Consider the following 24,511-nt stretch of genomic DNA (forward strand, 5'->3'; position numbering starts at 1 on the left):
GTCACGCGGGGAGTTTCAGGGCATGAAGGGCGACACCAAGGTCATCGAGTACCTCAATCGCGGCTTGCGCAGCGAGCTGACGGCGGTGAGCCAGTACTGGCTCCATTTCCGCATGCTGAACGATTGGGGCTACGTCGATCTGGCCAAGTTCTGGCGCAAGGAATCGATCGAGGAGATGAACCACGCCGACCGGTTCATCGACCGGATCCTGTTCCTCGACGGCTTCCCGAACCTGCAGGAGCTCGATCCGCTGCGGATCGGCCAGAACGTGCAGGAGATCCTCGAATCCGATCTGGCGGCCGAGAACGAGGCCCGCTCGCTCTATCTCGAGGCCGCCAAGTACTGCGATTCGATCAACGACCGCGTCACCAAGCGCCTGTTCGAGGATCTGGCCGAGGACGAGGAGGGCCATATCGACTTCCTCGAGACGCAGCTCGAGCTGATCGCCCAGATCGGCCTGCCGCTCTACGCCCAGCGCCACATCGGCGGCCTGGAGCAGATCGCCCCCGAGACGGAGTGAGGCGGCGCCCCGTCGTCGCGGATCCGGCCGGGGTCTCGACGACGGGTCATCCGGTCCCGCGGGACCGGCCCTGACGATCAGGCTCTCGACGGAGCGGGGTGACGATGCGGCTCGTGGTGGTGGGCGCCGGCGGGCGCATGGGACGGATGCTGGTGCGGGCGGTGGCCGAGGCGGAGGGCTGCACCCTGTCGGGCGCGGTCGAGCGCGCGGGCTCGGACCTGATCGGCCAGGATGCCGGCACGCTGGCCGGGCTCGGCCCCCTGGGCGTGCCGCTGACCGAGGACGCGCTCGCGGCCTTCGCGGCCACCGACGGCGTGCTCGACTTCACGGCGCCCGCCGCCACGGTGTTCTACGCCGAGCTCGCCGCGCAGGCCCGGATCGTCCACGTGGTCGGCACCACCGGCCTCCAGGAGGACGATCTCGCCGCGTTGCGGGCGGCGGCCTACCACGCCCGCATCGTGCGCTCGGGCAACATGTCGCTGGGCGTCAACCTGCTCGCCGCCCTGGTGCGCAAGGTCGCGGCGGCGCTCGGGCCCGATTTCGACATCGAGATCGCCGAGATGCACCACCGCATGAAGGTCGACGCGCCGTCCGGCACCGCATTGCTGCTCGGCGAGGCCGCGGCGGAGGGCCGCGGGGTGAGCCTGCCCGAGGTGCGGGTCTCCACCCGCGACGGCCATACCGGCGCGCGCCGGCCCGGCGACATCGGATTCGCGACGCTGCGGGGCGGCAGCGTGGTCGGCGATCACAGCGTGATCTTCGCCGGGCCCTCCGAGCGCATCACCATCAGCCACCACGCCGAGGATCGCGGCCTGTTCGCGAGCGGCGCCGTGAAGGCGGCGCTGTGGGCGCATCCGAAGCCGCCGGGCCTGTATTCCATGACAGACGTGCTCGGGCTGTAAGCCCGCAGGGTCCGGGACGGGCGCGGGCTTCCGGCAAGACTTGCTGCACCATCAAAGGCTTGCGGCGACGACCCGGTGGCGCCGCCCGGGACGGCACGCCAGCCATCCCCAGGGCGCGCTTGGGATCGCGGCACCGGCTCTGCTAGGAGCCCCGGGACATTGACCGGCCGGCGCGACCCGGCCTCATGAGGAAGATCGATGGACCGCCTGCTCGTCCTCGCTCGCCACGGCCAGAGCGAGTGGAACCTGAAGAACCTGTTCACGGGCTGGCGCAACCCGGACCTCACGGCGCTCGGCGTCGAGGAGGCCCGCAAGGCCGGACGCTGGCTGAAGAGCGAGGGCTACGGCTTCGACGTGGCCTTCACCTCCGATCTCGGCCGGGCGCAGCGCACCTGCGCGCTGATGCTGGAGGAGATGGACCTCACCGGCATCGAGGTGATCCGGTCGCAGACCCTGAACGAGCGCGATTACGGCGAATTGTCGGGCCTCAACAAGGACGACGCGCGCGCCCGCTGGGGCGCCGAGCAGGTCCACCTGTGGCGCCGCTCCTACGACGTGCCCCCGCCCGGCGGCGAGAGCCTGAAGGACACCGCGGCGCGCGTCCTGCCCTTCTACATCGAGCGGATCCTGCCGCGCGTGATGGCGGGCGACCGGGTGCTGGTGGCCGCGCACGGCAACTCGCTGCGCGCGCTGGTGATGGTGCTCGACCATATGAACACCCAGACCATCGCGGGGCTGGAGATCGCCACCGGGGTGCCCCTGGTCTACCGCCTCAAGGCCGACACCACCGTCGCCTCGAAATCCGTGCTGGAGCGCGACATCGACAACTGATTCGGTGGACACGCCCCTGGGCATCGCCCTCGCGCCGGGCCTGATCCATCATCCGGGCTGGCTCGACGCGGCGGCCACCGCCGCGCTCGCCGACGCGGTGGCCGTGGTGCTCGCCGAGGCGCCGCCCTACGCGCCCCGGATGCCGCGCACCGGCCGGCCCTTCTCGGTGCGGATGTCGAATTGCGGCCCCCTCGGTTGGGTCTCGGACCCGGCGGGCTACCGCTACCAGCCGACGCATCCGGAGACGGGCGCGCCCTGGCCCCCGCTCCCGCCGATCCTGCGCGCGGCCTGGGACGCGCTCGGCGGCTATCCGCACCCGCCCGAGGCCTGCCTGATCAACCTCTACGCGCCGGACGCCCGGATGGGGCTGCACCAGGACCGGGACGAGGCGGATCGCGCGGCGCCCGTGGTCTCGCTCTCCCTCGGCGCGCCCGCCCTGTTCCGCTACGGCGGCACGGGCCGGCGCGACCCGACCCGCTCGGTCCGGCTCGAACCCGGCGACGCCCTGGTGCTCGGCGGCGCCTCGCGCCTTGCCTTCCACGGCATCGACCGCATCCTCCCGGCCGGCGACCTGCTCTCCGGCGCGGCGGCGCCCGGTTTCCTGCCCGCGGGCTGGCGCTGCAACCTCACCCTGCGGCGGGTCACGCATCCGGCGGGTGGCTGACCCGGACACGCCAAGCCCGGCCGCGCGGCGCAGGCGGCGGGTCCCGATCCGCAGAGGGGATGCGATGGGAAGACCGGAGCGACACGAGCCGGCGCGGAGCGCCGCGGAGAGCTGGCCGCCGATCGCCCGCTTCGTCCGGACCGAGCGGCGCCTCGGCGCCCAAGCGATCGCGCGCGGGCCCTGGACGGCCGGCCTCTACGAGTTCCTGCGCTTCGGGATCAAGCAGGGCTGGGCCTGCCTGTTCGGTGGCCTGCTCCTGGCGCTGCTGATCGCGACCCGGCTGGCATACCCGGCCCAGGCGCCGCTCGCCCGCTACGATGCCCTGTTCCTGGCCGCGATCCTGATCCAGACGGTGATGCTGGCCACCCGCATGGAGACTCTGGAGGAGGCCCGGGTCATCCTCGCCTTCCACGTCATCGGCACGGTGATGGAGATCCACAAGACCGCCGTCGGCAGCTGGATCTACCCCGAGCCGAGCCTGTTCCGGATCGGCGGCGTGCCGCTGTTCACGGGCTTCATGTACGCCGCGGTGGGCAGCTATCTCGCCCGGGTCTGGCGCCTGTTCGATTTCCGCTTCACCCGCCATCCCGGCCTCGGCGCGCTCACGCTCCTGTCGCTGGCGATCTACGCCAACTTCCTGCTCAGCCGGCGCGACCTCGATCTCCGGGTCGGCCTGATCGGGGCCGCGGCGCTGCTGTTCGGGCCCGCCACCGTCCATTTCAAGGTCTGGCGGCGCCACCGGCGCATGCCGCTGCTCCTGGGCCTCGTCCTGGTCGCGCTGTTCATCTGGTTTGCGGAGAACATCGGGACGTTCACCGGGACCTGGCTCTACCCGCATCAGGCGGCGGGCTGGACGATGGTCCCGCTCGCCAAGCTCGGCTCGTGGTTCCTGCTGATGATCGTCTCCTACACCCTGGTCGCCCGGGTCGCCGGTATCGCGCCGCCGCGCCGGCCCGGCCTCCCCGGGGCGCCGGTGGCGGGGGTGCCCTGATGCGGCGGCGCGCAGGGGTGGCGGCCGGCCTCGTGATCTCGGCCGGTCTCCTGCTGCGCCTCGTGCCCTGGGGGCTCCCGCTCTGGGCGCACCATTACGGAGGCGGCGTGCTCTGGGGCGCGATGGTCTTCCTGCTGGTCGTGGGCCTGCGCCCGCCCGCATGGGGGCCGACGGCCTGCATCGGAGCGGCGGCCGCGATCGCCACCGCGGTGGAGGGTCTCCGGCTGGTCCACGCCCCCTGGCTCGATGCAGTCCGGGACACGCTGGCCGGCCAGCTCCTGCTCGGGCGCCTGTTCTCCCCGTGGAACCTCCTGGCCTACGCGGCGGGCATCGCGGGAGCGGCGCTCGGCCTGCGGCGGCGCTCCGCTTGACAGCGGCCCTTAGCGGGCCGACGCATCGCATCCGGAGCGGCCCAACGGACGGGCCCGCGAGCGGAAAGTCAGGTCGTATGTCGGTGCGGCGCGTGATGCGGTCTCTCGGCCTCTCCCTCGGATTGCTGCGCGGCCTGCGGCGTCCGGCCCTGCTGGCCTTGGCGGCGCTCTCCGTGCCGGCCGGGGTGGCGGCGGCCGACAGCGTCTATCCGCCGGGCTCGCGCTTCGGCTTCAGCCCGCCCGCCGACATGGTGCCCTCGCGCCGCTTCACCGGCTTCGAGCGGCGGGAGGGCGGAGCGACGCTCTCGGTGGTCGAGCTGCCGCCCAACGCCTTCGCCGAACTCGTCGCCAGCTTCACCGACGCCAACCTGCTGAGCCAGGGCTTCGCGGTGGAGAAGCGCGAGCCGCTCAAGATCGGCGAGGCCGAGGCGATGCTGTTCACCGGCGAGCAGCCGAGCGACCCGGCCACGCAGGCGCCCGCGATCCGCAAGCTGCTGCTCCTCGTGGGCGATCCGACCGTGACCGGCCTGATCATCGGGCAATCCCTGCCGGATGCGGAGACCGAGGCCAGCATGCGCGCCCTCGTCACCGGGGTGACGATCCGGCCGGCGCTGACGCTCGCCCAGCAGGTCGATGCGCTGCCGTTCCGCATCACCGATCCGGCGGGCTTCCGGCCGGTGCGGGTGCTGGCCGGGAACTCGGTGCTGCTCACCGAAGGGCCCAAGGACCAGATGACGAACATGGAGCAGCCGATCCTGGTCCTGGCCCAGGCGGTGCAGCAGCCCCCGACGGCCGAGCAGCGCGACGGCTTCGCCCGCGCGGCGCTCTACTCCAACCAGACCATGAAGGACTTCGTGATCGAGCGCGCGCAGAGCTACCGCAACAACGGCGTCGACTGGCACGAGATCGTGGCCCGCGCCGTCGACGTGCCGACGAACACGCCCGTGGTGGTGTCGCAGACCATCCGCTTCGCCGCCGACGGCTACCTGCGCGCGCTCGGCGTGGTGCGCGAGGACCAGCGGCAGGCGACGCTCGCCAAGTTCCGCGAGGTCGTCGACAGCGTTCAGGTGAAGTGACTCCCTGCGATCCGGGAAACCCGCGCGCGCGCAGCGCGTCCCGGTGCTGCCGCCGGGCGTATTCGGCCGGCCGTTATAGGATCGACATCCTCCGGAATGCGGCGCGCTCCCGTGGCCGAGCCGTGAACGGGTCGCTATGGAGAGGCGTTCGCAGCGCCCTCGGGCACGGAGGCCCATGACGTCGGAACGCGGGACGTGCGAGCCCGGGAATGTCGGGACGGACTTCTCCGCCCGGGCCTTCCTCGACCTGATCGAGGCCGAGGGCCTCTCGGGCTCCTGGCACTGGACCTTCGCGACCGGCGCGCAGAGCTGGTCGCCGGGCCTCGTGCGGCTTCTCGGCCTCACCGGCCTGGGCCTCGTGCCGGGTTACGGGCGCCTCCTCGACCTCGTGCATCCCGAGGATCGGACGATGCTGGAGAGCCCCGGCGAGGTGATGCGGGGCCTCCTCGAGGCCCACCGCTTCCGGCTCGTCCGTCCGAACGGAAGCGTCGTCTGGGTCGCGAGCCGGGGCACGATCTCCGTCGGCCCGGACGGGCGCCCGCGGGCGGCCTCGGGCGTCCTGCTCGACGTGACGGACCGGGAGGCCCTCGCGCGGGCCCATCGGGACGAGCGGCGACGGCGCTGGGCCCTGTTCGAGCAGACGCAGTGCTGGACCCACGCCGCCCTCTACGCCGAGGCCCAGCGCGTGGGCTCGCAGGAGCTCCTCAGCCTCACCGGCCTGTCGCAGGAGGAGTTCCGGGCCGACTGCACCCGCGTGGTGGTGGCCGAGGACCGGGAGCGCACCCGCGACCACGTCCGGGCGATGATGGCCGCGGGCCGGCCGTTCGAGGCCGAGAAGCGTCTCATCCTGGCCGATGGGGGCCAGGCGGATTTCCGCTTCGTCTACGCGCCCATGCGCGACGATCGCGGCCGGATCGAGACCTGGGCGACCGTGGCCGCCCGCGTCGGCGGCCCCAAGCTCGCGGCGGTCGACGCGGTGGTCCGGGACGGTCTCGAATCGGGGATCGGCGGGACGCACCTGCGGGCGGGGCGTGCGCTTCTCGACTGGTCGATGATGAACCTCGCCGAGGCGAGCGGGCTGTCGTTCTCCACGATCCGGCGCCTGGAGGAGGACGATCCGGGCAGCCTCGCGCGGAGCCGGGGGCTCGCCGTCGCGGCCCTGCGCCGGGCCGGGATCGGCTTCCTGATCACGTCCGGCAACGCGATCGCGGTCGTGCGGTACTGACGCGAAAGCCCCCGATCCGGAAGGATCGGGGGCTGCCGGCCGTGCGGGTCGGGGACCGGCGGCTCAGTGGCCGGCGGCCACGGGGTTGAGCAGGCCGTTGCGGGCATGGTGCGCCTTCAGCATCGGGCGCAGGGCGGCGAGGGCGAGCGTCGCGGCGATCAGGTCCATGATGGCCACCGTGTAGAGCACGGTCGCCCAGGTGCCGGTCGCCTGCATCAGCAGGTTGCCCACCGGCACGAACAGCGCGGCGACACCTTTGGCGCAGTAGAGCACGCCGTAGATCTTGCCGATGTGCTTCGAGCCGAAGGTGTCGGCCGCCGTGGCGCTGAACAGCGAGTAGACCTCGCCCCAGGCCAGGAACACGATGCCCGACAGGATCACGAAGGCCCACGGGTTCGAGCCGAAGTAGCCGAGCGCGACGATGCCGATGCCCTCCATCGCGAAGGCGATGAACATCGTCTTCTCGCGGCCGATCCGATCCGAGATCCAGCCGAAGAACGGACGCGAGATCCCGTTCATGATGCGGTCGAGCATCAGGGCGAAGGGCAGCGCCGCCATGGCGAAGAAGTACAGGTTCACCTGGAAGTTCTTCACCCCGAGATCCTGGGCGATCACGCCGAGCTGGGCCACCGCCATCAGGCCGCCGGTCACCGTGCAGGTGAACATCAGGAGCATCACCCAGAACACCGGCGTGGCGAGCGCCTCGCCCAGCGTGTAGTCGCGCCGGCTCTGCTGCACGGTGGTCGAGAAGCGCACCTCCTCCTTGCCCGGTCCCCGCATCATGATCGCGGCCAGGATGATCACCGAGCCCTGGATCAGCCCGAAGGTGAAGAAGGCACTGGCGTAGCTGCCCTGCGCGATCATGTTGGCGATCGGCAGGATGGTGAGCGCGGAGCCCGCGCCGTAGCCGCCCGCCGTGAGGCCGACCGCGAGGCCGCGCCGATCCGGGAACCACTTGAGCGCGTTGTTGATGCAGGTGGCGTAGACGCAGCCGACGCCGATGCCGCCGATCACCGAGCCGAGATAGAAGCCCGAGAGCGAGGTCGCGTAGGAGTTCACCACCCAGGCGAGGCCGGTCATCAGGCCGCCGAACATCACCACCCGGCTCGGGCCGTACTTGTCGATGAAGTAGCCCTCGATCGGGGTGAGCCAGGTCTGGACCACGACGAAGATGGTGAAGGCGACCTGGATCGCGGCGCGGTCCCAGCCGAAGGTCTTCTGGATCTCGGGGACGAACAGGGTCCAGGCGTACTGGATGTTGGCGGCGGCCACCATGCAGATCACGCCGAGCCCGAGCTGAATCCAGCGGCCCGCGACGGGTTTTGCCTCGGCGCGTATCGCGGCGGAGGATGTCATAGAATGTCTCCTTCTCCCTCGCCGGCACGCGGTTCTTCGTCCGAACTTCGCAGGTTCGGATCGCCCACCCGGTCGATGCTTGAGCCGACGTTCGCCACCCGGTCGGAAGACCAGGCGGCGAACGCTGGTATGCAGTATTTGTAAGGAAGAGGGACTTTGCAATCGGAATTTTCTTGCCGATCCCGAATGAATTTTTTCGAGGATTTCGGATAAACCCGGGATTATCCCGACTTCTCGAACGTAATCGCGTTGAGTTCTAGCCGGCATCCTCCGGCTCGGGCCCCCGGGTGACGTCGAGTCCGCCGCCGGCACCGGCAGGCGGTCCGACCTTCACCGGCGCCCCGGTGCGGGCCGCCTCGTAGATCGCCTCCATCAGAACCTGATCCTGCAGGCCCTCCTCGCCGGGCGTGCGGGGGCGGCGGCCCTCCTGGATGCAGCGGGCGAAATGGTCCATCTCCAGGGCGAACTGGTTCTTTTGCCCGAGCACGCGCTCGTCGCGCACCACGGCCTTGCCGTCGCGATGCGTCACGAACAGCCTCTGGCCGCGATACGCGAAGGCGTTCTCGAGGTCGATCTCGGCGCCGCCGCTATGCACGGTCAGGCGGCGCGATTCGTGGACGCCGTAGCTCGCTTGGCACTGGGCGATCGCCCCCGACGGGAAGGAGAGCGTGAAGCTCACGCTCTCCTCGACATCCGCGAACTTGCGGTCGTCGGGGGGCGAGAAGACCTGGGCGGTGATCTGGGACGGCTCCTCGCCCAGCAGCGCCCGCACCCCGTTCAGGCAGTAGAGGCCGATATCGGGCAGCGATCCGCCGCCGGAGAGCGCCCGGCGCAGGCGCCACTGCTCGGGGAGACCCGTGGTCTGGCCGTTGAAGGCCTGGATCATCCGGGGCTTGCCGAACTGGCCGGAGCGGCTGATCCGCACCACCTCGCGGTTGTAGGGCTCGTACTGGCAACGATAGGCGATCATCAGCCGGACGTCGGCGCGCTCGCAGGCGGCGATCATCTCCCGGGCCTCGTCCGAGGAGGCCGCCATCGGCTTCTCGCAGAGCACGTGCTTGCCGGCCTTGGCGGCGGCCAGCACGTTGTCCCGGTGCACCGCGTTCGGCGTCACCACGTAGACGGCCTGCACGTCCGGGTTCTGCCGCAGCTTGTCCCAGTCGCCGTAGCCGTAGACCGCGCTCTCGGGCACGCCGTATTGCTGGGCGACGAGCTTCGCCTTGTCGGGCGAGCCCGACATCACCGCCGCGACCCGGGCGCGCTTGGCCTCGCCGAACGCCGGCAGGATCTCCTCCAGGCTGAGCCGGCCGAGGCCGACGATGCAGAAGCCGACGCGCTGTCCCGGCGGCTGCGGCGCGGGAATCGGCGCGGGCGGCCGGTCGCCCTCGCCGCGCCAGTTCGGGAACATCACCCGCCCGCCCTGCACCGCGCCGGTATCGGCCGGGACCGTGGGACCGGGCGGGGCGGCGGCCTGCGCCTGTCCGCCGAGCCCGATGGCGCCCGTGAGGGCGGCGCCCGCCCGGAGAAGATTGCGGCGGGAGAGCGTGGGATCGTCTGCCATGAGCCTCTATCGCGTCGGTGCCGCATCGGTGCGGTGTCCGGGGAATCGGGCCGGGCACGGGCCGGTTCCGGATCCGCGGCGACCTGTCCGGCCGGGAGGTCGGGCGCGTGGCTCAGGCGCGTGGCGGCGGATCGGGCGCCTCGACCTCGCCGCGGCGCTGGAGCTGGAGGGCGACGAACCAGCAGAGCGCGGCCCAGGCGGCGCCGACGCACCAGCCCGCCAGCACGTCGCTCGGCCAGTGCACCCCGAGATAGATCCGGCTGATCCCGACGAGCAGCGTCATGGCGACGCCGAGGAACAGCACCAGCGCCTTCACGCCCCGGTGCCGGTCGATCCGCGCGAGCAGGGTCGCGAGGGTCAGGTAGGCGATCGCCGACATCATGGCGTGGCCCGACGGGAAGCTCGCGGTGAACACCTCCATGCCGTGGGGCACGAGATCCGGCCGCGGCCGATGGTAGAACAGCTTCAGGACCGTCGAGACGATCTCGCCGCCGCCGACCGCTCCGACCACGAAGGCGCCGATGCGCAGCTTCCCCGAGAGCGCGAGGTAGGCCGCGACCGCGCCCGTGAGGAACACGATGGTGAAGACGCTGCCGAGTCCCGTGATGTCGCGCATCGTCTCCTCGAGCCAGCGCGGCCCGATCGGGTCGGAGAGGTCGGCGGGATTGCGCAGGGCGAGCAGGATCTTGCGGTCGAGGGCCGCGGTCGAGCCCTCGCCGACCTCGTCGGCGAGGTAGAAGAAGCCCCAGCCGAGGGTGCTCACGAGCAGGAGGGCCACCAGCGGACCGACCTCGTTGAGGCGCAGCCGCAGCCAGACCTGCATGGCACGTCCGGTCAGGGCGTTGCCGCGCAGGCGCTCGGGCAGGCGTTCTGGGAGGCGTTCGGCGGGGTTCACGCGTTCTCTCCGAAGGGCAGGCGGGCGACCGGCTCCCAGGGGCCGCCGAGATAGCGCCAGAGCAGGGTGGCGGGCGCGGTGAAGTGGAACGGCGCGAAATCCTGCTGCAGCGCGGCGTGGAGCGCCCGGGCCGTCTCGGGGGACACCTTGTTCTGAACGGTGACGTGCGGTCGCCAGCCCTGGCGGTCCTGCGCCGTCAGGTGGGCGTCGAAGGCGCCGGCCAGCCGGGCCCGGAACCCGGACAGCGCCTCGGACTGGAGCACGTAGGCCACCCCGCGCCCGGTGAAGCGCAGGCCCGTCACCGCGACCTCGGGCGGGGCGAGCGTGCGGGCGAGGCTCGCCACCGTCTCGATCACGCCCCGCTCCCGGTCGCCCGGCAGGTGGTGGAACAGGGTGGCGTGGGCGGGGATGTGGTTGAGCGCCTCCGGGAAGTGGCGGCGGCGCAGGCCGTCGAAGCGCCCGAAGGTGGCGTCGTCGAAGGCGAGGGTGAGGATGAGGGGGGCATCGGACATCTCAGGGCGAGATGGCGCGGACCCGCATCAGGTCCAGTACAGGATGCGCGCGGCCGGCAGGTCGCGGGCGAGGAGGCCGGTCAGCGTCGCCCGCATCTCGGCCATCAGGTCCCTGGGAAAGACGTACTTGACCGAGCCGAACTTGGTGAGCTTGCGCGTGCGCTCCGCCTCGTCGAGGGGCAGGTCCGAGCCCGGATACCAGCCCTGCAGCACCGCCTTGGACCCGGGCGTGAAGCGGTGGGTGATGAGTTCCGCCGTGAGATCGAGATCGGGCACGCCGGCGAGCGCCTCGGCCGCGTCGCGGACCAGGGCCGAGTAGGCTTCGGCCCAGTCCGGCACCGGCAGGATCGGCGCGATGGTGAGCCCGACCGGATAGCCGGCGCGCGCGACCGCGCCCATCGCGGCGAGTCGCCGGGCGAGCGGAGCCGTCCCGCCCTCGTAGCGCGCGGCCGGCGCGGCGTTCACCGAGAAGCGGATGCGCGTGCGCCGGTTGTGCGGCAGATCGAGCAGGGGCTCGACCGCCGCGAACTTCGTGGTGAAGCGCAGCTGAACCGGCGCCGCCCAGGCTCCGAAATGCCGGATCGCCGCCGAGAGCGAGCCGGTCAGGTGCTCGATCCCGAGGGGATCGGTGTAGCAGGAGGCCTCGAAGGTGGTGCCCTCATGTGCGCGGGCCTCCTGCGCCGAGGTGACGCCGCCGCGGCCTGCGTAATCCGCGAGGTTGGCCAGGATGGCGTCGAGATTGGCGTAGGCGCGGGTCACCGGCGGCCCGGAGAGCGAGCCCGCGAGGTAGCAGTACTGGCAATGGGCCGGGCAGCCCTCGGCGAGATCGAAGCGCCAATCCGCCGAGGGCGGGATCGGCTGGAGCCGCAGCTTCGTCGGCGGCGCAACGACGAGGGCGAGGGTCGCCTTCGCCTCGGCGTAGGCCCGGCGCGGATTCTCCTGCGCGAGCCCCGTGAGGCGGTTGGCGCGCAGGCGCTCCACCGGCAGCCCCAGGGCCTCCGCCCGCGCCGCCATGGCGCGGCCGTGCGCGTGGTCGAGAGCCGCCGGCGTCACCAGCACCCGGCGCGGGCGCCAGAGCCTGTCCGGCTGGGGGTCGGCGCCCCGTGATCGGGCGGGCGGGGCCGCGAGGTCGAGTTCCATCGGGAGGGAACACCGGGTCCCGAGGCCAAGCTCCACTCTATCGCGGCTGCCGGGCCGCGGCTAAAGCACCCGCATGCTCCGAAGACGATGGGATACCGTCCATGTCGGCCGCGACGGCTGGCTGTTCCTCACGGGCGGCAGCAACCGCGTCATGGACCAGTATCGCGGCGGCCCGCGGCGATGGTGGCACCTGCGCGCCTGGGCCCGGCTGATCGAGGCGCGCGCCGCCCGCGCCCGCGGCCTCGGCATCCGCTGCCTGCATGTGATCGTGCCCGAGAAGCTCTCCGTCTACGAGAACCTGACCCGCGACCTGCCCTATGACCCCGGACGGGCCTCGACGCGCCGGCTCGCCCGGCGGCTCGCGGGTTCGGCCGCCTATCTCGACCTGCTGGCGCCCTTCCGCGCCGCCCGCGACGGGCCGGTGCCGCTCTACCTGCGCACCGACACCCACTGGACGATCGAGGGCTGCCTGCTCGCCTACCGGGAGATCATGCGGGCGCTCGCCGCGGTGCCGCCCGCCGACATCGCGGACCGGCCGGACTACACCGAGGAGCGCGTGCTCGATCTCGGCGAGAAGCTGCCCGGGCGCCCGACCGAGCGGCTGCGGCGCCCGCAGATCCTGCGCGACGCGGCGCGGGTCGAGACCGGGCCGCTGCTCGCCGCCTACGAGGCCGAGGGGCGGGCCGAGGACCTGCATGTCGGCGCCCACGCGGTCTACCGGAACCCGAAGGCCGCCGACCCGCGCCGGGTCGTGTTGTTCGGCGATTCCTACGCGCATTTCGCCCCGATCCTGCTCACCGGCTTTCTCGCGGAGAGCTTCGCGGAGGTGCACTTCGTCTGGTCGGCGAGCCTGGATTGGCGCTACATCGAGGCGGTGCGGCCCGACATCCTGCTGTTCGAACTGGCTGAACGCTTCCTCGCCCGCCTGCCCACCGACGATTTCGACGTCCGGGCCGGCCGGAGGGCCGGCGGCCCGCCCGCCCCCGGGATCAGTTGACGAAGGTCGTCAGGTCGCCGCTGTCGAGGCTCGCCGTCTGGGCCTTCAGGAACGGCTCCGGCGCGCCCGCGATGCCGAGCATCAGGATCAGGAACAGCAGGAGGCAGCCCAGGGTCGCCGTCATCACGTCGGCATAGCGCCGCAGCTGGTGGATCACGAGGCAGCCCAGGGTGAACAGGGTGGCCTCCGCGAGGGGAAGGGTCATCGCGAACGACATCGGCGGCTCCGCAAGGCAGTCCCGGCACACTGTTGTGCGCCGCACAAAACAGATCGGTTGCACTGCAAAATGCAGAAGCCGGGTTCGCTCGGCAAGCATCCGCAGTGGAGTGTCCGCCATGCTCGCAGTGCAGATCGTGCCCCGTTCGGGGCCGCGCCCGGATCCCCCTCGCCCCCGTGGCGCGGAGCCGGACGAGCAGGACACCATCGGGCGGCACGATGCCGGCCGTCAGCCGATCACCGCGCCGACCGGCCTCGTGCCGGCCGGGATCCACCCTCGCCGTCGCGGCCGCGCACGCCCGGATCCTGCAGTCCGGGCCCCGGCGCGGACGGTTACACGGCTCGCCGTGCACGGGTCGGCGCATGCGTCCGAAAGCGCGCCCGGAAAACGCGGTCGAAGGGCCGGCCGCTCTCGACGCGGGCCCGCGCCTCGCTAGATCACCGCTCCACGAGGAACACCGAGAACGACGCCACGATGAACGCCGGAACCACACGCCCGCCGTCCCGGATATCCGCCCGGACGCGAATCGCCCTCGGCCTCCTGGCGCTGCCCGTCTGGTTCTGCGGCGCCGCCGCGGCGCAGACGGCTCTGAAGCTCGAGGGCACCTGCGAGAAGCTCGTCATCGCGGGCCAGGACCTCAGCGGCTCCTGCACGGGCACGCTGACGAACGCGGTGGCGCGCAACCGCACGAGCTTCGACTTCGCGTCGCGGGACGGTCAGACCCTGAGCTTCAGCGGCAACGGCGCCCAGCAGGAGCGCACGGAGGAGACCGATCCGCTCCAGCCGATCAACCTCGTGATCCCGGGCCGGTCCGGCGCCTCGGGCGTGGCGCAGACGCCCACCATGGCGGTCGGCGCCTGCACCTTCTCGACGCCCGCCCCGGGCAAGACCGCGATCACCTGCGAGGCGCGCGCGCCCGGCCAGGACGCCCTGTACGCCGGCACCTTCGTGACGAGCACCCGCCCGGCGGCCGGCGCGGAGCCGCAGCGGTAGCCGGAAACGGCCGAGCTTCGCGCCGCGCACTGGTCAGACGGCGCCCTGCGTCCCATCTAGCGTGATGCGTCGCGTCGCGCGGCGCACGAGACCGACGCGCCGGCGCGACCGTCGAGCAGGTGGCCGGCACGATGCCGTGAGCCCTGACCGCGCGCAGGAAGAGATCCGAGGCCCGACCCGATGCTGAACGATTCCCTCGCCGGCGATGCGCCCAAGCCCGGCGCGGCCGACCTCGTCAAGGACACCACGACCGCGAGCTTCCGCCAGGACGTGATCGCCGAATCGATGCAGCGCCCGGTGCTGGTCGATTTCTGGGCGCCGTGGTGCGGCCCGTGCAAGCAACTCACGCCGGTGCTGGAGAAGGCCGTCACCGCGGCCGGCGGCGCAGTCGTGCTCGTGAAGATGAACATCGACGAGCATCCCTCGATCGCCGGGCAGCTCGGCATCCAGTCGATCCCCGCCGTCATCGCGTTCCATCGCGGCCAGCCCGTGGACGGGTTCATGGGCGCCGTGCCCGAGAGCCAGGTGAAGAGCTTCATCGAGCGGCTCGCCGGGCCCGCCGGCCCGAGCCCGATCGAGGCGGCCCTCGCCGAGGCGGCGCAACTGGTGGAGGACGGCGACCTCGCCAGCGCCTCCGAGCTCTACGCCGCGGTGCTGGAGCAGGAGCCCGACAACCTCGCGGCGATCGCGGGCCTCGCCAAGCTCCAGCTCGACGCGGGCGAGGTCGAGAACGCCCGCCAGGTCCTGGCGATGGTGCCGGAGGAGAAGGCGAACGACCCCGCCCTCGCCGGCATCCGCGCCGCCCTGGAACTCGCCGATCAGGCGGCGGCACTCGGCGACCTCGCGGGGCTCCAGGCCCGGGTCGAGGCCGACCCCGACGACCATCAGGCCCGGTTCGACCTCGCGCTCGGCCTCGCCGCGCGCGGCGAGCGGTCCAGCGCCGTCGACCACCTGATCGAGATCCGCCGCCGCGACAGCGCCTGGAACGAGGACGGCGCCCGCAAGCAGCTGCTCCAGTTCTTCGAGGCCTGGGGCGTCATGGATCCGGACACGATCCGGGGCCGCCGCAAGCTCTCGACGCTGCTTTTCGCCTGAGGGGCAGCCTCACACACGCGTCCAACCACCGGAGGGAGGCGCCATGAGCACGCATGCGGGCTACAAGAGCCCGGCCGATTGCCCGGCCGTGATCCCGGTCTTCCCCCTGCCCGGCGCCCTGCTGCTGCCGCGGGGGCAGATGCCGCTCAACATCTTCGAGCCGCGCTATCTCGCGATGGTGGACGACGCGCTGCGCACCGAGCGGGTGATCGGCATGATCCAGCCGGACCCCGAGAGCGGTGCGGCCGGCAGCGTGCCGAAGCTCTACCGGGTCGGCTGCCTCGGGCGGCTGACGCAGTTCGCCGAGACCGGCGACGGGCGCTACCTGATCTCGCTCACCGGGATCAGCCGCTTCCGGATCACGAGCGAGCTCGCCACAGCGAGCGCCTACCGGCGCTGCCAAGTCAGCTACGACGACTTCGCGGTGGATTTCGCCGCCCGGGCGGGCGAGGAGCAGGTCGACCGCGAGGGCGTGCTGAAGGCGCTGCGCGACTTCGTGGAATCGAACGATCTCAAGGTCGATTGGGCGGGCATCGAGGAGGCGCCGAACGAGGCCCTCGTCAACGCCCTCTGCATGATGAGCCCCTTCGGCGTGCGCGAGAAGCAGGCTATGCTGGAGGCGGCCGACCTGAAGACGCGGGCCGAGATCCTGATCGCGGTCACGCAGATGGAGCTGGTGCGCGGATCCGGCCCCGAATCGACGCTGCAGTAACGCGAGAACCCGGAAGCGAGAGCATGGCCAACGACCTCACCGCCACCGTCGAGGCGACCCGCGTCGATCCGAAGCTTCTCGAGATCCTGGTCTGCCCGCTGACCAAGCAGACCCTCGAGTACGACGCGGCCCGCCAGGAGCTGATCAGCCGCTCGGCCAAGCTCGCCTATCCGATCCGCGACGGGATCCCGATCATGCTGCCGGAAGAGGCGCGCCCGCTGACGGACTAGCCTCGTCCGCCGCCGCCCCGGAATATTGCGCCAAGCCGTTCCCGAACGACCAGTTCTCCGCCTTCACCTCCACGAGGTTGACGAAGACGTCCTCCGGCCGGAGCCCCGGATCGGCCGCGAGGTTGCGCGCGATCGCCCGGTAGAGCGCGCGCTTCTGGGCTGTGCCGCGGGTGTCGTTGCAGGTGATCTGCACGATCACGAGGTCGTCGCTGCGCGCGATCCCGAGGTAGCTGCGCCCGTAGGCGAAATCCTCCGGCGCGTGCGCATCCACGACCATGAACAGGTCGTCCTCGGGCACGCCGAAAGTCTCGCGCAGGGCGTCGTAGATCCCGCGCATCAGCGCGGCGCGGTAGGCGGGCGGCTTGCCCGCACGCAACGAGATCCGGGTCAGGGGCATCGGTCGGTCTCCTATCGTGACGGATCGGGATCATCCCCTCGGGACGGTGGATCCGGGCTTCGCGCAAGCGCCGCGGGACGGCGCGCTCCGGTCCCTCGCGCTCCGGTCCCTCGCCCTCATCGAGCGAAGAACCGGTTCAGCGGGGGATCTGCGCCCAGCCGGGCGCGGCGAGGTGAAGGACGGTCTCGCAGCCCTCGCGCGGAACCGTCGAGAGGGTGAAGCGGGTGAGGCGCCAGAGGTCGGGGTCGAGGCCGCTGACGGCTGCGGCCGCCCCCTCCGCCACGGCGATCCGGCAGCGCGCGCCCTCGGCTTCGGCCAGGGCGGCGAGGTCGGCGTCCTCCGGGATCGCGACAGACTCGCAGGCCAGGGAGAGGGATGCCGCGGCCAGGCCGACCGCGACGCCGAGGGGCAGCAGCGCCGAGACCCGCGGCCTGCCGAAGGCCTGCTCCACCGCGCGGAAGCGTCCGTCCGTGAGGAAGGCCGTCGCCGCCCCGGCATCCTGCCAGAGATAGGTCGAGGAATAGCCGTTCCGGTCCCCGCCGTTTCGGCCGCCCTCGGTGATCGCGAACGCCTTGAAGCCGAGCCCCGGCACCCCATCCCAATCCGGGGCGCGGGCGGCGACCCGCGCCCGGATGCGCCCCATGTCGTAATCGGCGGGCAGGCGATGTCGGTAGCGCAGGATCAGCATGGCCGCCTCCGGAAGCGAATGGGCCACGCGGTCTTGCCAAACCCGGACGATTACGAAAACATATCGATACTTATATCTCCGATGAGATTTCGTTATGATGGACCCGTCCCGGATCCTCGATCCGGACGCCGTGCAGGCCTTCGTGCTGGTGGCCGATCTCGGCAGCTTCACGCGGGCGGCGGCGGCCCTCGACACCTCGCAGGCGGCGATCAGCCTCAAGCTGAAACGGCTCGAGGACCGGCTCGGGCACCGCCTGCTCGACCGGACGCCGCGCCATGTGCGCCTGACGGCTCGGGGCGAGGCCTTCCTGCCCGCGGCCCGCGACCTGTTGCGGGCGCAGGAGCGCGCCTGGATGCAGGTCGAGGCCGCGCCGGTGCGCCGCCTCGTCCTCGGCATCAGCGACCACGTGGCCGGCCCCGACCTTCCGGTCCTGATCGGCCGGCTCGCGGAGCAGGATCCGGCCCTGGTGATCGAGCTGCGGATCGGCCGCTCGTTCGACCTCGTCGAGGCCTATGACCGCGGTGCCATCGATGCCGTGATCGTGCGCCGCGAGGGCGGGCGCGACGACGGCCGGCTGCTCGCGCGCGAGGCACTGGTCTGGGTCGCCGCCCCGGGCTTCCGCCACCGCCCGGGCGAGCCGCTGCGGATCGCGACGCTGGCCGCGCCCTGCGGGGTGCGGGGCGCGGCGGTGCAGGCCCTCGATGCCGTGGGTCTGCCCTGGACCGAGGTCTTCGTCGGCGGCGGCGTGCTGGCGGTGGGGGCCGCCGTGAGCGCGGGGCTCGGCGTCGCCGCGCTCGCCAGGCGGATCGCTCCGGCCGGGACGGTCGAGATCGGGGCGGCCCTGGGTCTGCCGCCCCTGCCGGCGGTGGAGATCGTCCTGTATGCCCGGGCGCGGGATGCCGGCATCGAGCGGGTTCTGCGGCTGATCGGCGCCGGTTTCAGGGCCTCAAGCGTAGCTTGAACGGGATCGGAACAAGTTCAGTCCTCGTACAGGTTCGCTCTGGTATCGATCCTGCACCACGCTTCGCGGATTGAATGTCGCTACGGATACGCTTCAGTCATGGCAAAGCTTGTGCGAAGCCATGATAGATCGGTCATATTCTCGCCGCTTCGCAAGTTTAATTCCTCTCGTCTCACCCGTTGCCGGGCCCGAGGGGGCCTGCCCTATCAGCGCGCCGCGCCTTTCGCGTCGGCCGTCCCGAATTGTTGTGCCCGAGGGGGATCGATGTCGAAGGTGTTGTCCGCGCTCTCCACCCATTGCGCCGTCCTGGCGGTCTCGGCGCTCTCGGCGCTGCCGCTCTCCGTCGTTCCGGCGCGGGCGGGCGACTTCAACGGCACCTGGGCGGTCGAGCTCGTGACGGAGAGCGGGCTCTGCGACAGCCGCTACACCTACGCGGTCTCGATCCAGGAGGGGCAGGTGCGCCTCGCCTCCGCGGCCGAGGCGGGCACGCGCATGAGCGGGCGCGTCGGTTCCGACGGCGCAGTCGGTCTGCAGGTCTCGAACAGCGGCACCAGCGGAGCGGCCTCGGGCCGGCTCCAGGCCCAGACCGGCTCGGGGACCTGGAAGGTCTCGGCCCTGTGCTCGGGGCGCTGGACCGCACGGCGCACGAACACCCGCACCGCGCAGGCCGAGTAAGGCCGGGGCGTCGCCGCCTCAGCGCTTCCAGACGCCGAGCCGCTCGCTGCGGGCATGGTCCTCGGCGGCCACGAGCTCGGGCGTCGCCTCCGGCGAGGCGCGCCCGCCGCCGTTGAACAGCACCACCTCGGACAGGTCCCGCCCCTCGATCTGGCAGGTCTGGTTGTCGCTGCCCGCCACCGGCTGGCAGGTCACCGGGCGATTGTTGATGTAGCGCGCGAGCTCGTCCGCCTGCCCCCCGCGCACCCACTCGACCCCGAACAGGCGGATGAGCTTGCCGTTGATCCGCAGGGTCGCGGTATCGATCACCTGCGCCTGACCCGTGACCGCGTTGGCCGCGGGACGCGGAGCCTCCGGCTCGGGCGGCCCCTCGGTCTCGGGGGGCGGCGTCTCGGCCGGGGCGGCCGGCGTTTCGGCGGGCGGGGCGGTTTCGCGGGTCGCGACGGCGTCGGGCTCCGTCCCGGATCGCTTGGAGCCGGCGATGATGCCGGCCGCGACGACCATCGCCAGCACGGCGCCCGCTCCGCCCGCGACCCAGCGCCGATGGCGCTGGTCGCTCAGGCCCGCCTCGCGCCAGTCGCGCAGGACCGTGCCGACGCGGTGCAGCGCCTCCGTCGCGGCCGCGCCCGCGCGGCCCTGCGGGGCGCCGGCCTGGCTCGTCGCGGCCTCTCCGGTCGAGGCCGATTCCGGCCGGGCCGAGCCGTCCGGTCCCGCCCCGCGTGCCGCCAGCCGCGCCCGGAGGCCCGCGACGGCCGCCCCCGCCGACCGGGCGAAGGCCCGGCCCTGGACGGAGGAGCGCTCGGCGAGCGCGCGCGCCCGCTCCGACTGGAGGTCGACGAAGCGCGCCGTCGCCGCGCGCATCTCCGAGGCGCTGGCCGACAGGGTGGAATCCCGCGCGGGCTCGACGGGCTCCAGCTCGGGGTCCGGTGGCCGGAACAGGTCAGGATGGCGCCGGACGATCTCGTCGACGTGCTGGGCGAGGGTCAGCTCGCGGGGCGCCCCATGCCGGTCGACGATGCGGTAGCCCGGGCCCTCCGCGCTGGGCTCGACGGCGGCGGCGGCGATCAGCTCGAGCGTCCGCAGGGCGACGGGGTGCGGCCGGCGGCGCGCGATCTCGTCGCGGATGAGCGCGTGCAGCCCCGCCCGCTCCGGCCCCTCCAGCAGGGGCCGCGCAGGCGCGCCGCTCTCACCGTCCCGAATCTCTGTCGCCGCTGAACTCGCCATGTGCCCGATCTGGAGCATCGTCCCGAGAGAGGATCCCGGCTCTTGGAAGGAGGACGACGCACGAAGGAATGCCTGGGGGACCGTCCGGGATCCCTGTCCGGCCCGGTCCTCTAGGCTGCCTTGGCCCGCCTGTCACACCGGCGGATCCGGTTCACACCCCGCCCGGGGACGCGGACGGGGTGGCGAGACTGGCCCCGCGCGACAGGACGCGCCCCGATTCGGAGACGATGACCGGGCGCGGCCCGGCGAGGCTCACCTCCAGCACCACCTCGGCCACGCCCTGCGACACCGCACCCCGCCCGGGATTCGCGGCCCGGAACGCCACCTGCGCATGCACCGTGCAGGTGGCGAGCGCGCCGTTGCAGAGGGTCCGCATGCCGCGCGGTGCGTAGCGGCGCTCCGGCCAGCGCTGGGCGAAGCGCCGCTTCTCCGCGAGCAGGTCGGCCAAGCTCATGGTGCGCCCGTAGAAGCGGATCTGGTCCCGGTAGAAGCGCGGCGCGGCGCTGACCATGCCGCCGCCCGGTCCCGAGATCGCGTCGAAATAATCCGCCGCCAGGCCCTGCGCCGTGCCGGCCCAGTCGCCCGAGCGAGCGGGCGCCGCCGCATGGGTCGCGGGCGGAAGGGCGGCCGGGGCCAGGGGCGGCGTCTCGGCGAGGCGGTGGGCCGCGCGGCGGTGCCGTGCGGCCCGCCGCCCGCGCGCGCCCTCCGGCTGCGTCTCCGCCTCGGCGGCGCGGGTCTCGACGGGCGGGGCGGCGGCCTCGGACGCTCCGGGCGCCCGGCCGCGCGGGGCGTCGGAGGCCTGCGAGCCGGAACCGGCCGGCGCGGCGGGGCCCGGCCCGGTCGCGTCGGGGGCGGCCTTGGCCGGCGCCGCGGCCTTCGGGGCTGCGCCCGCGGGCGGCGTGCTCGCCCGCGCGGGCGGATCGACCCAGGATTGCGCCAGCGCCGAGCCGGCGGGCAGCGCGACGGCGAGGACGAGGCTCAGGGCGGTGAGGGAGCGGAATGGAGGCATGGGGCACCGGATCGCGGCGGCGAGCAGGAATGGGCCGGGCCGGCGCCATGGGGTCGACGCCATCGGGAAACGCGGGCGGGTGGGTGCAAGGTTCCGGCCGGAGACCGGCCTCTGCGTAACAGAAACCCGGAACCGACGGCCGCCGGCCCCGCCCGCCCGGCCCGTCATCCCCGCAGCACCGACAATCCACAGCCGGGGCCGCAGGCCCTGCCGCTCGGTTTGTCTCCGGATTGAATTCACCGGCCCGGGGTTGCGCTCGCGCCGCGAACGCCCAAGTTTCCCCTCAACCCGGGTCCGGGCCCCTCTGACGGTCGAGGCGTCGACCGTGATGTCGGACCGCTTCCCTGCTTTGCGCTGACGCGGCGCGAACGCACCGGAGTGCCCGTCCGTGATCACTTTCCCGCTTCCGTTCGGCTGCGTCCGATCGGACCTCACGCCATGAGCGCCGCTCAGGCGCGCCGCGCCCTCCTCATCTGCAACGCCAAGGCCCGCAACGGCGGCGCCTCCCTCGACGCGGTCCGCGAGGCCCTGCGCGCGGGCGGCATCGAGCCGGTGGAGCCGCGGGACGGCGACTGCGCCGCGCACATCAAGGCCCATGCGGGCTCGGTCGACCTGGTGATCCTGGGCGGCGGCGACGGCACCATGAACGCGGCGGCCGAGGCGCTGGTCGAGACCAAGCTTCCCCTCGGGATCCTGCCCCTCGGCACCGCCAACGATCTCGCCCGCTCCCTCGGCCTGCCGACGGACCCGATCGAGGCGGCCCGGCTGATCACCACGGCCGAGGCGCGCCCGGTCGATCTCGGCTGGGTCAACGGGCACTACTATTTCAACGTGGCGAGCATCGGCTTCTCGGCGGAACTCGCGGGCGAGCTCACCGCCGAATCGAAGAAGAAGTGGGGCACGCTGGGCTACGCCGTCGCCGCGGTGCGGGTGCTGCGCCGGGTGCGGCCCTTCACCGTGACGATCGAGCATGACGGGAAGACCGAGCGCATCACCACCATCCAGGCCTCGGTCGGCAACGGCCGCCATTACGGCGGCGGCATGACGGTCGAGGAGGGAGCGGCCGTCGATGACGGCAACCTCGATTTCTACAGCCTGGAGGTCGCCCATTGGTGGCGGCTCATCGCCCTGCTGCCGGCCCTGCGCAAGGGCACGCACGGGCGGGCGCAGGACGTGCGGGCCTTCAAGACCACCGAGATCCGGATCAGCACGCGCCGGCCGCGGCCGGTCAACACCGACGGCGAGCTGACGACCCACACCCCGGCCCACTTCAAGGTGGTGCCCAAGGTCATCCGCATCTTCGCCCCGGCCCCCGAGGAGCGCCCCGGCGCCCAGGACAGCCTCCTCCCGCTCTGACCCGACGCGGCCATCCCCGGGGCGGCCTCGTCGCGCCCGGAGATCGCCACCGCTCCGCCGCCTCACCCCGGCACCGCCCTCCCGAGACGCCGAGACGACACATCCATGCTCGACACCCTGATGCAGCTCGCAGCCGACCCGGCCGTCTGGGCCGCGCTCGCCACCCTCATCGTGATGGAGGTGGTGCTCGGCATCGACAACCTGATCTTCATCTCGATCCTGACGAACAAGCTGCCGCCCGAGCACCAGACCAAGGCGCGGCGCATCGGCATCGGCCTCGCCCTCGGCCTGCGCCTCGCCCTGCTCGGCACCGTCGCCTTCATCGTGCACCTGACCGAGCCGGTCTTCAGCGTGTTCGGCAAGGGCTTCTCCTGGCGCGACGTGATCCTCGTCGCGGGCGGCCTGTTCCTGCTCTGGAAGGCCACCAAGGAGATTCACGAGACCGTCGATCCGAGCCCCGAGACGAAGGAATCGGGGGCCTCGATCGGCTTCGCGGCGGCGATCGGGCAGATCCTGCTGCTCGACCTCGTCTTCTCGATCGACTCGATCATCACGGCGGTGGGCATGACCGAGCACGTGCCGGTGATGATGATCGCCGTCATCGTCGCCGTGACCGTGATGCTGGTGGCCGCCGAGCCGCTCTCGCGCTTCATCGCCCACAACCCCACGGTGGTGATGCTGGCGCTGGGCTTCCTCATCATGATCGGCATGGTGCTGATCGCCGAGGGCTTCGGGGCGCACGTGCCGAAGGGCTACATCTACACCGCGATGGCCTTCTCGGCGGGCGTCGAGGGCCTCAACATGCTGGCGCGCCGCCGCAAGCGCGCCCAGGCCGGCACATCTGCGCCGACGACCGCCCCGCTGCGGAGGCAGGACGGCCGGGGAGCCTGAACGGGCCGGGCATCCGCACCCGCCCGCGCCCCGGGAGCGCCGCGCGGCGCCTCTCGGGACGCGGAGTCAGTCGTCCGCGCCGTCGCGAGGCCGATGCGGGCGCTCTGTCCGCATCGGGACGCGCGACGGGCCGGCGGCTGGTCCGAAGGATAGGGTATCCGCTCGATGCGGCCGGCGACCGTGTCGCTTCAGCCCACCGGCGCTCGAGCGCGGCCCGGATCCGCCATCCCGACGAGATGATCCGGATCCGGCATGAGGCCGGAGCGGCCTGCGCAAAGCAAGGTCAGGCCCTACTGCACCTGCGCCGCGGCGTTGCCGATCCGGGCGTAGACGTCGTTCAATTTGGAACCGTAGAGGCGGATCGTCCCGGCCGCGACCGCAAAGATCAGCGCGCCGATCATCGCGTATTCCATCGCGGTGCTGCCGCGGATGTCGAGCGCGAAGCGCCGAAGCCACGGCTTCGAGGCTGTCTCGCCCTGCTGCGGTCCGCCGACACGCTTCGTCACGATGGACACCATCCGGGACCGTCCGCCCGCCGCATTCGAGCGGGCAGCGCAGCCTAGACCTCCGTCCGTTGCGGATCATTTAAGACGACGGCCGAAAGACGGGGGCGATACCGGATTCACCGAGACGTTCGGGGTCGCGGATCCAGGCTTCTTGCGACCACCCGGGGCATTCCTCTGTTCCGGCCCCCGCTTCGATCGAACGGAGGCCGTGCGACGACTGGGTTCAGCCGTGGCCGGCTTCCTTGCGCAGCGCATCGATGCGCTTCGAGGCCTCCGCCTTGTCGAGATCGGGATCGAAAGCCTCAGGCTCCTTGGTCTCCTCGGACAGGGTCTTCAGGTAGGAGGCCTGCGCACCCGTCATCGGCTCGCCGCCGGTGGTCCACTGGTCGGGATCCTTGATCTGGTTGGACACGTCCTTCGGATCCGTCTTCGGGTTCTCGGTGCTCGCCGGGGCATCCTTGGAGCTGGTCTTGGAGCTGGTCTTGGCTGCGCTCGTGGCCATCACGGAACCTTTCG

General features: G+C 72.2%; 29 protein-coding genes. 17 read left to right on the forward strand and 12 right to left on the reverse strand.

Going from position 1 to position 24,511, the window contains the following annotated elements; translation table 11 throughout:
- The first annotated feature begins 22 nt into the window (after positions 1-22).
- The 8 genes from bfr (at position 23) to ACS5RC_RS06785 (ending at position 6,580) form a co-directional block, all read left to right on the forward strand.
- The gene (gene bfr / locus ACS5RC_RS06750; RefSeq protein WP_478343054.1) at positions 23-520 is read left to right on the forward strand and encodes a bacterioferritin; all 498 of its coding nucleotides are present in this window, start codon (positions 23-25) and stop codon (positions 518-520) included.
- Between the two features lie 104 nt (positions 521-624).
- The gene (gene dapB / locus ACS5RC_RS06755; RefSeq protein WP_478343430.1) at positions 625-1,422 is read left to right on the forward strand and encodes a 4-hydroxy-tetrahydrodipicolinate reductase; all 798 of its coding nucleotides are present in this window, start codon (positions 625-627) and stop codon (positions 1,420-1,422) included.
- Between the two features lie 198 nt (positions 1,423-1,620).
- Positions 1,621-2,253, forward strand: a complete 633-nt coding sequence (locus ACS5RC_RS06760; RefSeq protein ID WP_478343055.1) for a 2,3-bisphosphoglycerate-dependent phosphoglycerate mutase — start codon at positions 1,621-1,623, stop codon at positions 2,251-2,253.
- Between the two features lie 4 nt (positions 2,254-2,257).
- Positions 2,258-2,917, forward strand: a complete 660-nt coding sequence (locus ACS5RC_RS06765) for an alpha-ketoglutarate-dependent dioxygenase AlkB (RefSeq protein WP_478343056.1) — start codon at positions 2,258-2,260, stop codon at positions 2,915-2,917.
- Positions 2,918-2,981: 64 nt separating this feature from the next.
- Positions 2,982-3,908: a DUF817 domain-containing protein gene (locus ACS5RC_RS06770; protein ID WP_478343057.1), complete on the forward strand. Its 927-nt coding sequence runs from the start codon at positions 2,982-2,984 to the stop codon at positions 3,906-3,908.
- Entirely contained in the window at positions 3,908-4,279 is a 372-nt protein-coding gene (locus tag ACS5RC_RS06775) for a ribosomal maturation YjgA family protein (RefSeq protein ID WP_478343058.1), read from the forward strand. Before ACS5RC_RS06770 ends, ACS5RC_RS06775 begins: the two co-directional genes overlap by 1 nt.
- 95 nt (positions 4,280-4,374) lie before the next feature.
- Entirely contained in the window at positions 4,375-5,355 is a 981-nt protein-coding gene (locus tag ACS5RC_RS06780; RefSeq protein WP_478343059.1) for a hypothetical protein, read from the forward strand.
- Positions 5,356-5,530: 175 nt separating this feature from the next.
- Entirely contained in the window at positions 5,531-6,580 is a 1,050-nt protein-coding gene (locus ACS5RC_RS06785; RefSeq protein WP_478343060.1) for a PAS domain-containing protein, read from the forward strand.
- A gap of 63 nt (positions 6,581-6,643) precedes the next feature.
- On the opposite strand, the gene oxlT is transcribed toward ACS5RC_RS06785, so the two are convergent.
- The 5 genes from oxlT to ACS5RC_RS06810 all read right to left on the reverse strand — a co-directional run bounded on the left by oxlT (position 6,644) and on the right by ACS5RC_RS06810 (position 12,044).
- Entirely contained in the window at positions 6,644-7,936 is a 1,293-nt protein-coding gene (gene oxlT, locus ACS5RC_RS06790; RefSeq protein WP_478343061.1) for an oxalate/formate MFS antiporter, read from the reverse strand.
- 256 nt (positions 7,937-8,192) lie between these two features.
- Entirely contained in the window at positions 8,193-9,497 is a 1,305-nt protein-coding gene (locus ACS5RC_RS06795; protein ID WP_478343062.1) for a Gfo/Idh/MocA family protein, read from the reverse strand.
- Between the two features lie 112 nt (positions 9,498-9,609).
- On the reverse strand, positions 9,610-10,320 hold the full coding sequence (locus ACS5RC_RS06800; RefSeq protein WP_478343431.1) for a phosphatase PAP2 family protein: 711 nt from the start codon (positions 10,318-10,320) through the stop codon (positions 9,610-9,612).
- Positions 10,321-10,388: 68 nt separating this feature from the next.
- Positions 10,389-10,904 (reverse strand): 2'-5' RNA ligase family protein, encoded by a 516-nt coding sequence (locus ACS5RC_RS06805; protein WP_478343063.1) that lies wholly within the window; start codon positions 10,902-10,904, stop codon positions 10,389-10,391.
- Positions 10,905-10,931: 27 nt separating this feature from the next.
- Positions 10,932-12,044 (reverse strand): SPL family radical SAM protein, encoded by a 1,113-nt coding sequence (locus ACS5RC_RS06810; protein ID WP_478343064.1) that lies wholly within the window; start codon positions 12,042-12,044, stop codon positions 10,932-10,934.
- Positions 12,045-12,117: 73 nt separating this feature from the next.
- Here ACS5RC_RS06810 and ACS5RC_RS06815 point away from each other — a divergent pair, with 73 nt between their 5' ends.
- Positions 12,118-13,041, forward strand: coding sequence for an alginate O-acetyltransferase AlgX-related protein (locus ACS5RC_RS06815; RefSeq protein WP_478343065.1), 924 nt, complete (start codon positions 12,118-12,120; stop codon positions 13,039-13,041).
- Here the strand turns inward: ACS5RC_RS06815 and ACS5RC_RS06820 are convergent.
- Positions 13,034-13,258 carry a hypothetical protein gene (locus tag ACS5RC_RS06820; RefSeq protein ID WP_478343066.1) on the reverse strand — a complete coding sequence of 75 codons (225 nt, stop codon included), beginning with the start codon at positions 13,256-13,258 and terminating at the stop codon, positions 13,034-13,036. The two genes, ACS5RC_RS06815 and ACS5RC_RS06820, sit on opposite strands and share 8 nt — an antisense overlap.
- A gap of 474 nt (positions 13,259-13,732) precedes the next feature.
- On the opposite strand from ACS5RC_RS06820, the gene ACS5RC_RS06825 reads away from it, so the two are divergent.
- From ACS5RC_RS06825 to ACS5RC_RS06840, 4 genes are all read left to right on the forward strand, one after another.
- Positions 13,733-14,251, forward strand: coding sequence for a hypothetical protein (locus tag ACS5RC_RS06825; RefSeq protein ID WP_478343067.1), 519 nt, complete (start codon positions 13,733-13,735; stop codon positions 14,249-14,251).
- 180 nt (positions 14,252-14,431) lie between these two features.
- A complete protein-coding gene (trxA, locus tag ACS5RC_RS06830) occupies positions 14,432-15,346 on the forward strand; it encodes a thioredoxin (RefSeq protein ID WP_478343068.1) in 915 nt (304 codons plus the stop codon).
- Between the two features lie 43 nt (positions 15,347-15,389).
- Positions 15,390-16,058: an LON peptidase substrate-binding domain-containing protein gene (locus ACS5RC_RS06835; RefSeq protein WP_478343069.1), complete on the forward strand. Its 669-nt coding sequence runs from the start codon at positions 15,390-15,392 to the stop codon at positions 16,056-16,058.
- 23 nt (positions 16,059-16,081) lie between these two features.
- Positions 16,082-16,288, forward strand: a complete 207-nt coding sequence (locus tag ACS5RC_RS06840) for a Trm112 family protein (RefSeq protein WP_478343070.1) — start codon at positions 16,082-16,084, stop codon at positions 16,286-16,288.
- On the opposite strand, the gene ACS5RC_RS06845 is transcribed toward ACS5RC_RS06840, so the two are convergent.
- Both ACS5RC_RS06845 and ACS5RC_RS06850 read right to left on the reverse strand, forming a co-directional pair.
- The gene (locus ACS5RC_RS06845; RefSeq protein ID WP_478343071.1) at positions 16,251-16,685 is read right to left on the reverse strand and encodes a tautomerase family protein; all 435 of its coding nucleotides are present in this window, start codon (positions 16,683-16,685) and stop codon (positions 16,251-16,253) included. The genes ACS5RC_RS06840 and ACS5RC_RS06845 overlap by 38 nt on opposite strands.
- A gap of 136 nt (positions 16,686-16,821) precedes the next feature.
- Positions 16,822-17,400: a DUF4865 family protein gene (locus tag ACS5RC_RS06850; protein WP_478343072.1), complete on the reverse strand. Its 579-nt coding sequence runs from the start codon at positions 17,398-17,400 to the stop codon at positions 16,822-16,824.
- A gap of 67 nt (positions 17,401-17,467) precedes the next feature.
- Here ACS5RC_RS06850 and ACS5RC_RS06855 point away from each other — a divergent pair, with 67 nt between their 5' ends.
- Together ACS5RC_RS06855 and ACS5RC_RS06860 are read left to right on the forward strand one after the other, a co-directional pair.
- Positions 17,468-18,334 carry a LysR family transcriptional regulator gene (locus ACS5RC_RS06855; RefSeq protein WP_478343073.1) on the forward strand — a complete coding sequence of 289 codons (867 nt, stop codon included), beginning with the start codon at positions 17,468-17,470 and terminating at the stop codon, positions 18,332-18,334.
- A gap of 264 nt (positions 18,335-18,598) precedes the next feature.
- The gene (locus ACS5RC_RS06860) at positions 18,599-19,009 is read left to right on the forward strand and encodes a hypothetical protein (RefSeq protein WP_478343074.1); all 411 of its coding nucleotides are present in this window, start codon (positions 18,599-18,601) and stop codon (positions 19,007-19,009) included.
- Positions 19,010-19,027: 18 nt separating this feature from the next.
- On the opposite strand, the gene ACS5RC_RS06865 is transcribed toward ACS5RC_RS06860, so the two are convergent.
- A complete protein-coding gene (locus tag ACS5RC_RS06865; RefSeq protein ID WP_478343075.1) occupies positions 19,028-20,251 on the reverse strand; it encodes a thermonuclease family protein in 1,224 nt (407 codons plus the stop codon).
- A 133-nt stretch (positions 20,252-20,384) separates the two neighbouring features.
- Positions 20,385-21,242 carry a hypothetical protein gene (locus tag ACS5RC_RS06870; protein ID WP_478343076.1) on the reverse strand — a complete coding sequence of 286 codons (858 nt, stop codon included), beginning with the start codon at positions 21,240-21,242 and terminating at the stop codon, positions 20,385-20,387.
- Positions 21,243-21,680: 438 nt separating this feature from the next.
- On the opposite strand from ACS5RC_RS06870, the gene ACS5RC_RS06875 reads away from it, so the two are divergent.
- Together ACS5RC_RS06875 and ACS5RC_RS06880 are read left to right on the forward strand one after the other, a co-directional pair.
- The gene (locus ACS5RC_RS06875) at positions 21,681-22,598 is read left to right on the forward strand and encodes a lipid kinase (RefSeq protein WP_478343077.1); all 918 of its coding nucleotides are present in this window, start codon (positions 21,681-21,683) and stop codon (positions 22,596-22,598) included.
- Positions 22,599-22,703: 105 nt separating this feature from the next.
- The gene (locus ACS5RC_RS06880) at positions 22,704-23,489 is read left to right on the forward strand and encodes a TerC family protein (RefSeq protein WP_478343078.1); all 786 of its coding nucleotides are present in this window, start codon (positions 22,704-22,706) and stop codon (positions 23,487-23,489) included.
- Between the two features lie 290 nt (positions 23,490-23,779).
- Here ACS5RC_RS06880 and ACS5RC_RS06885 read toward each other — a convergent pair whose 3' ends face one another.
- Together ACS5RC_RS06885 and ACS5RC_RS06890 are read right to left on the reverse strand one after the other, a co-directional pair.
- Positions 23,780-23,995 (reverse strand): Flp family type IVb pilin, encoded by a 216-nt coding sequence (locus ACS5RC_RS06885; RefSeq protein ID WP_478343079.1) that lies wholly within the window; start codon positions 23,993-23,995, stop codon positions 23,780-23,782.
- Between the two features lie 223 nt (positions 23,996-24,218).
- Positions 24,219-24,497: a DUF3072 domain-containing protein gene (locus ACS5RC_RS06890; protein ID WP_478343080.1), complete on the reverse strand. Its 279-nt coding sequence runs from the start codon at positions 24,495-24,497 to the stop codon at positions 24,219-24,221.
- Between the last annotated feature and the right edge of the window lie 14 nt (positions 24,498-24,511).

Source organism: Methylobacterium sp. HJ2, assembly GCF_056431005.1.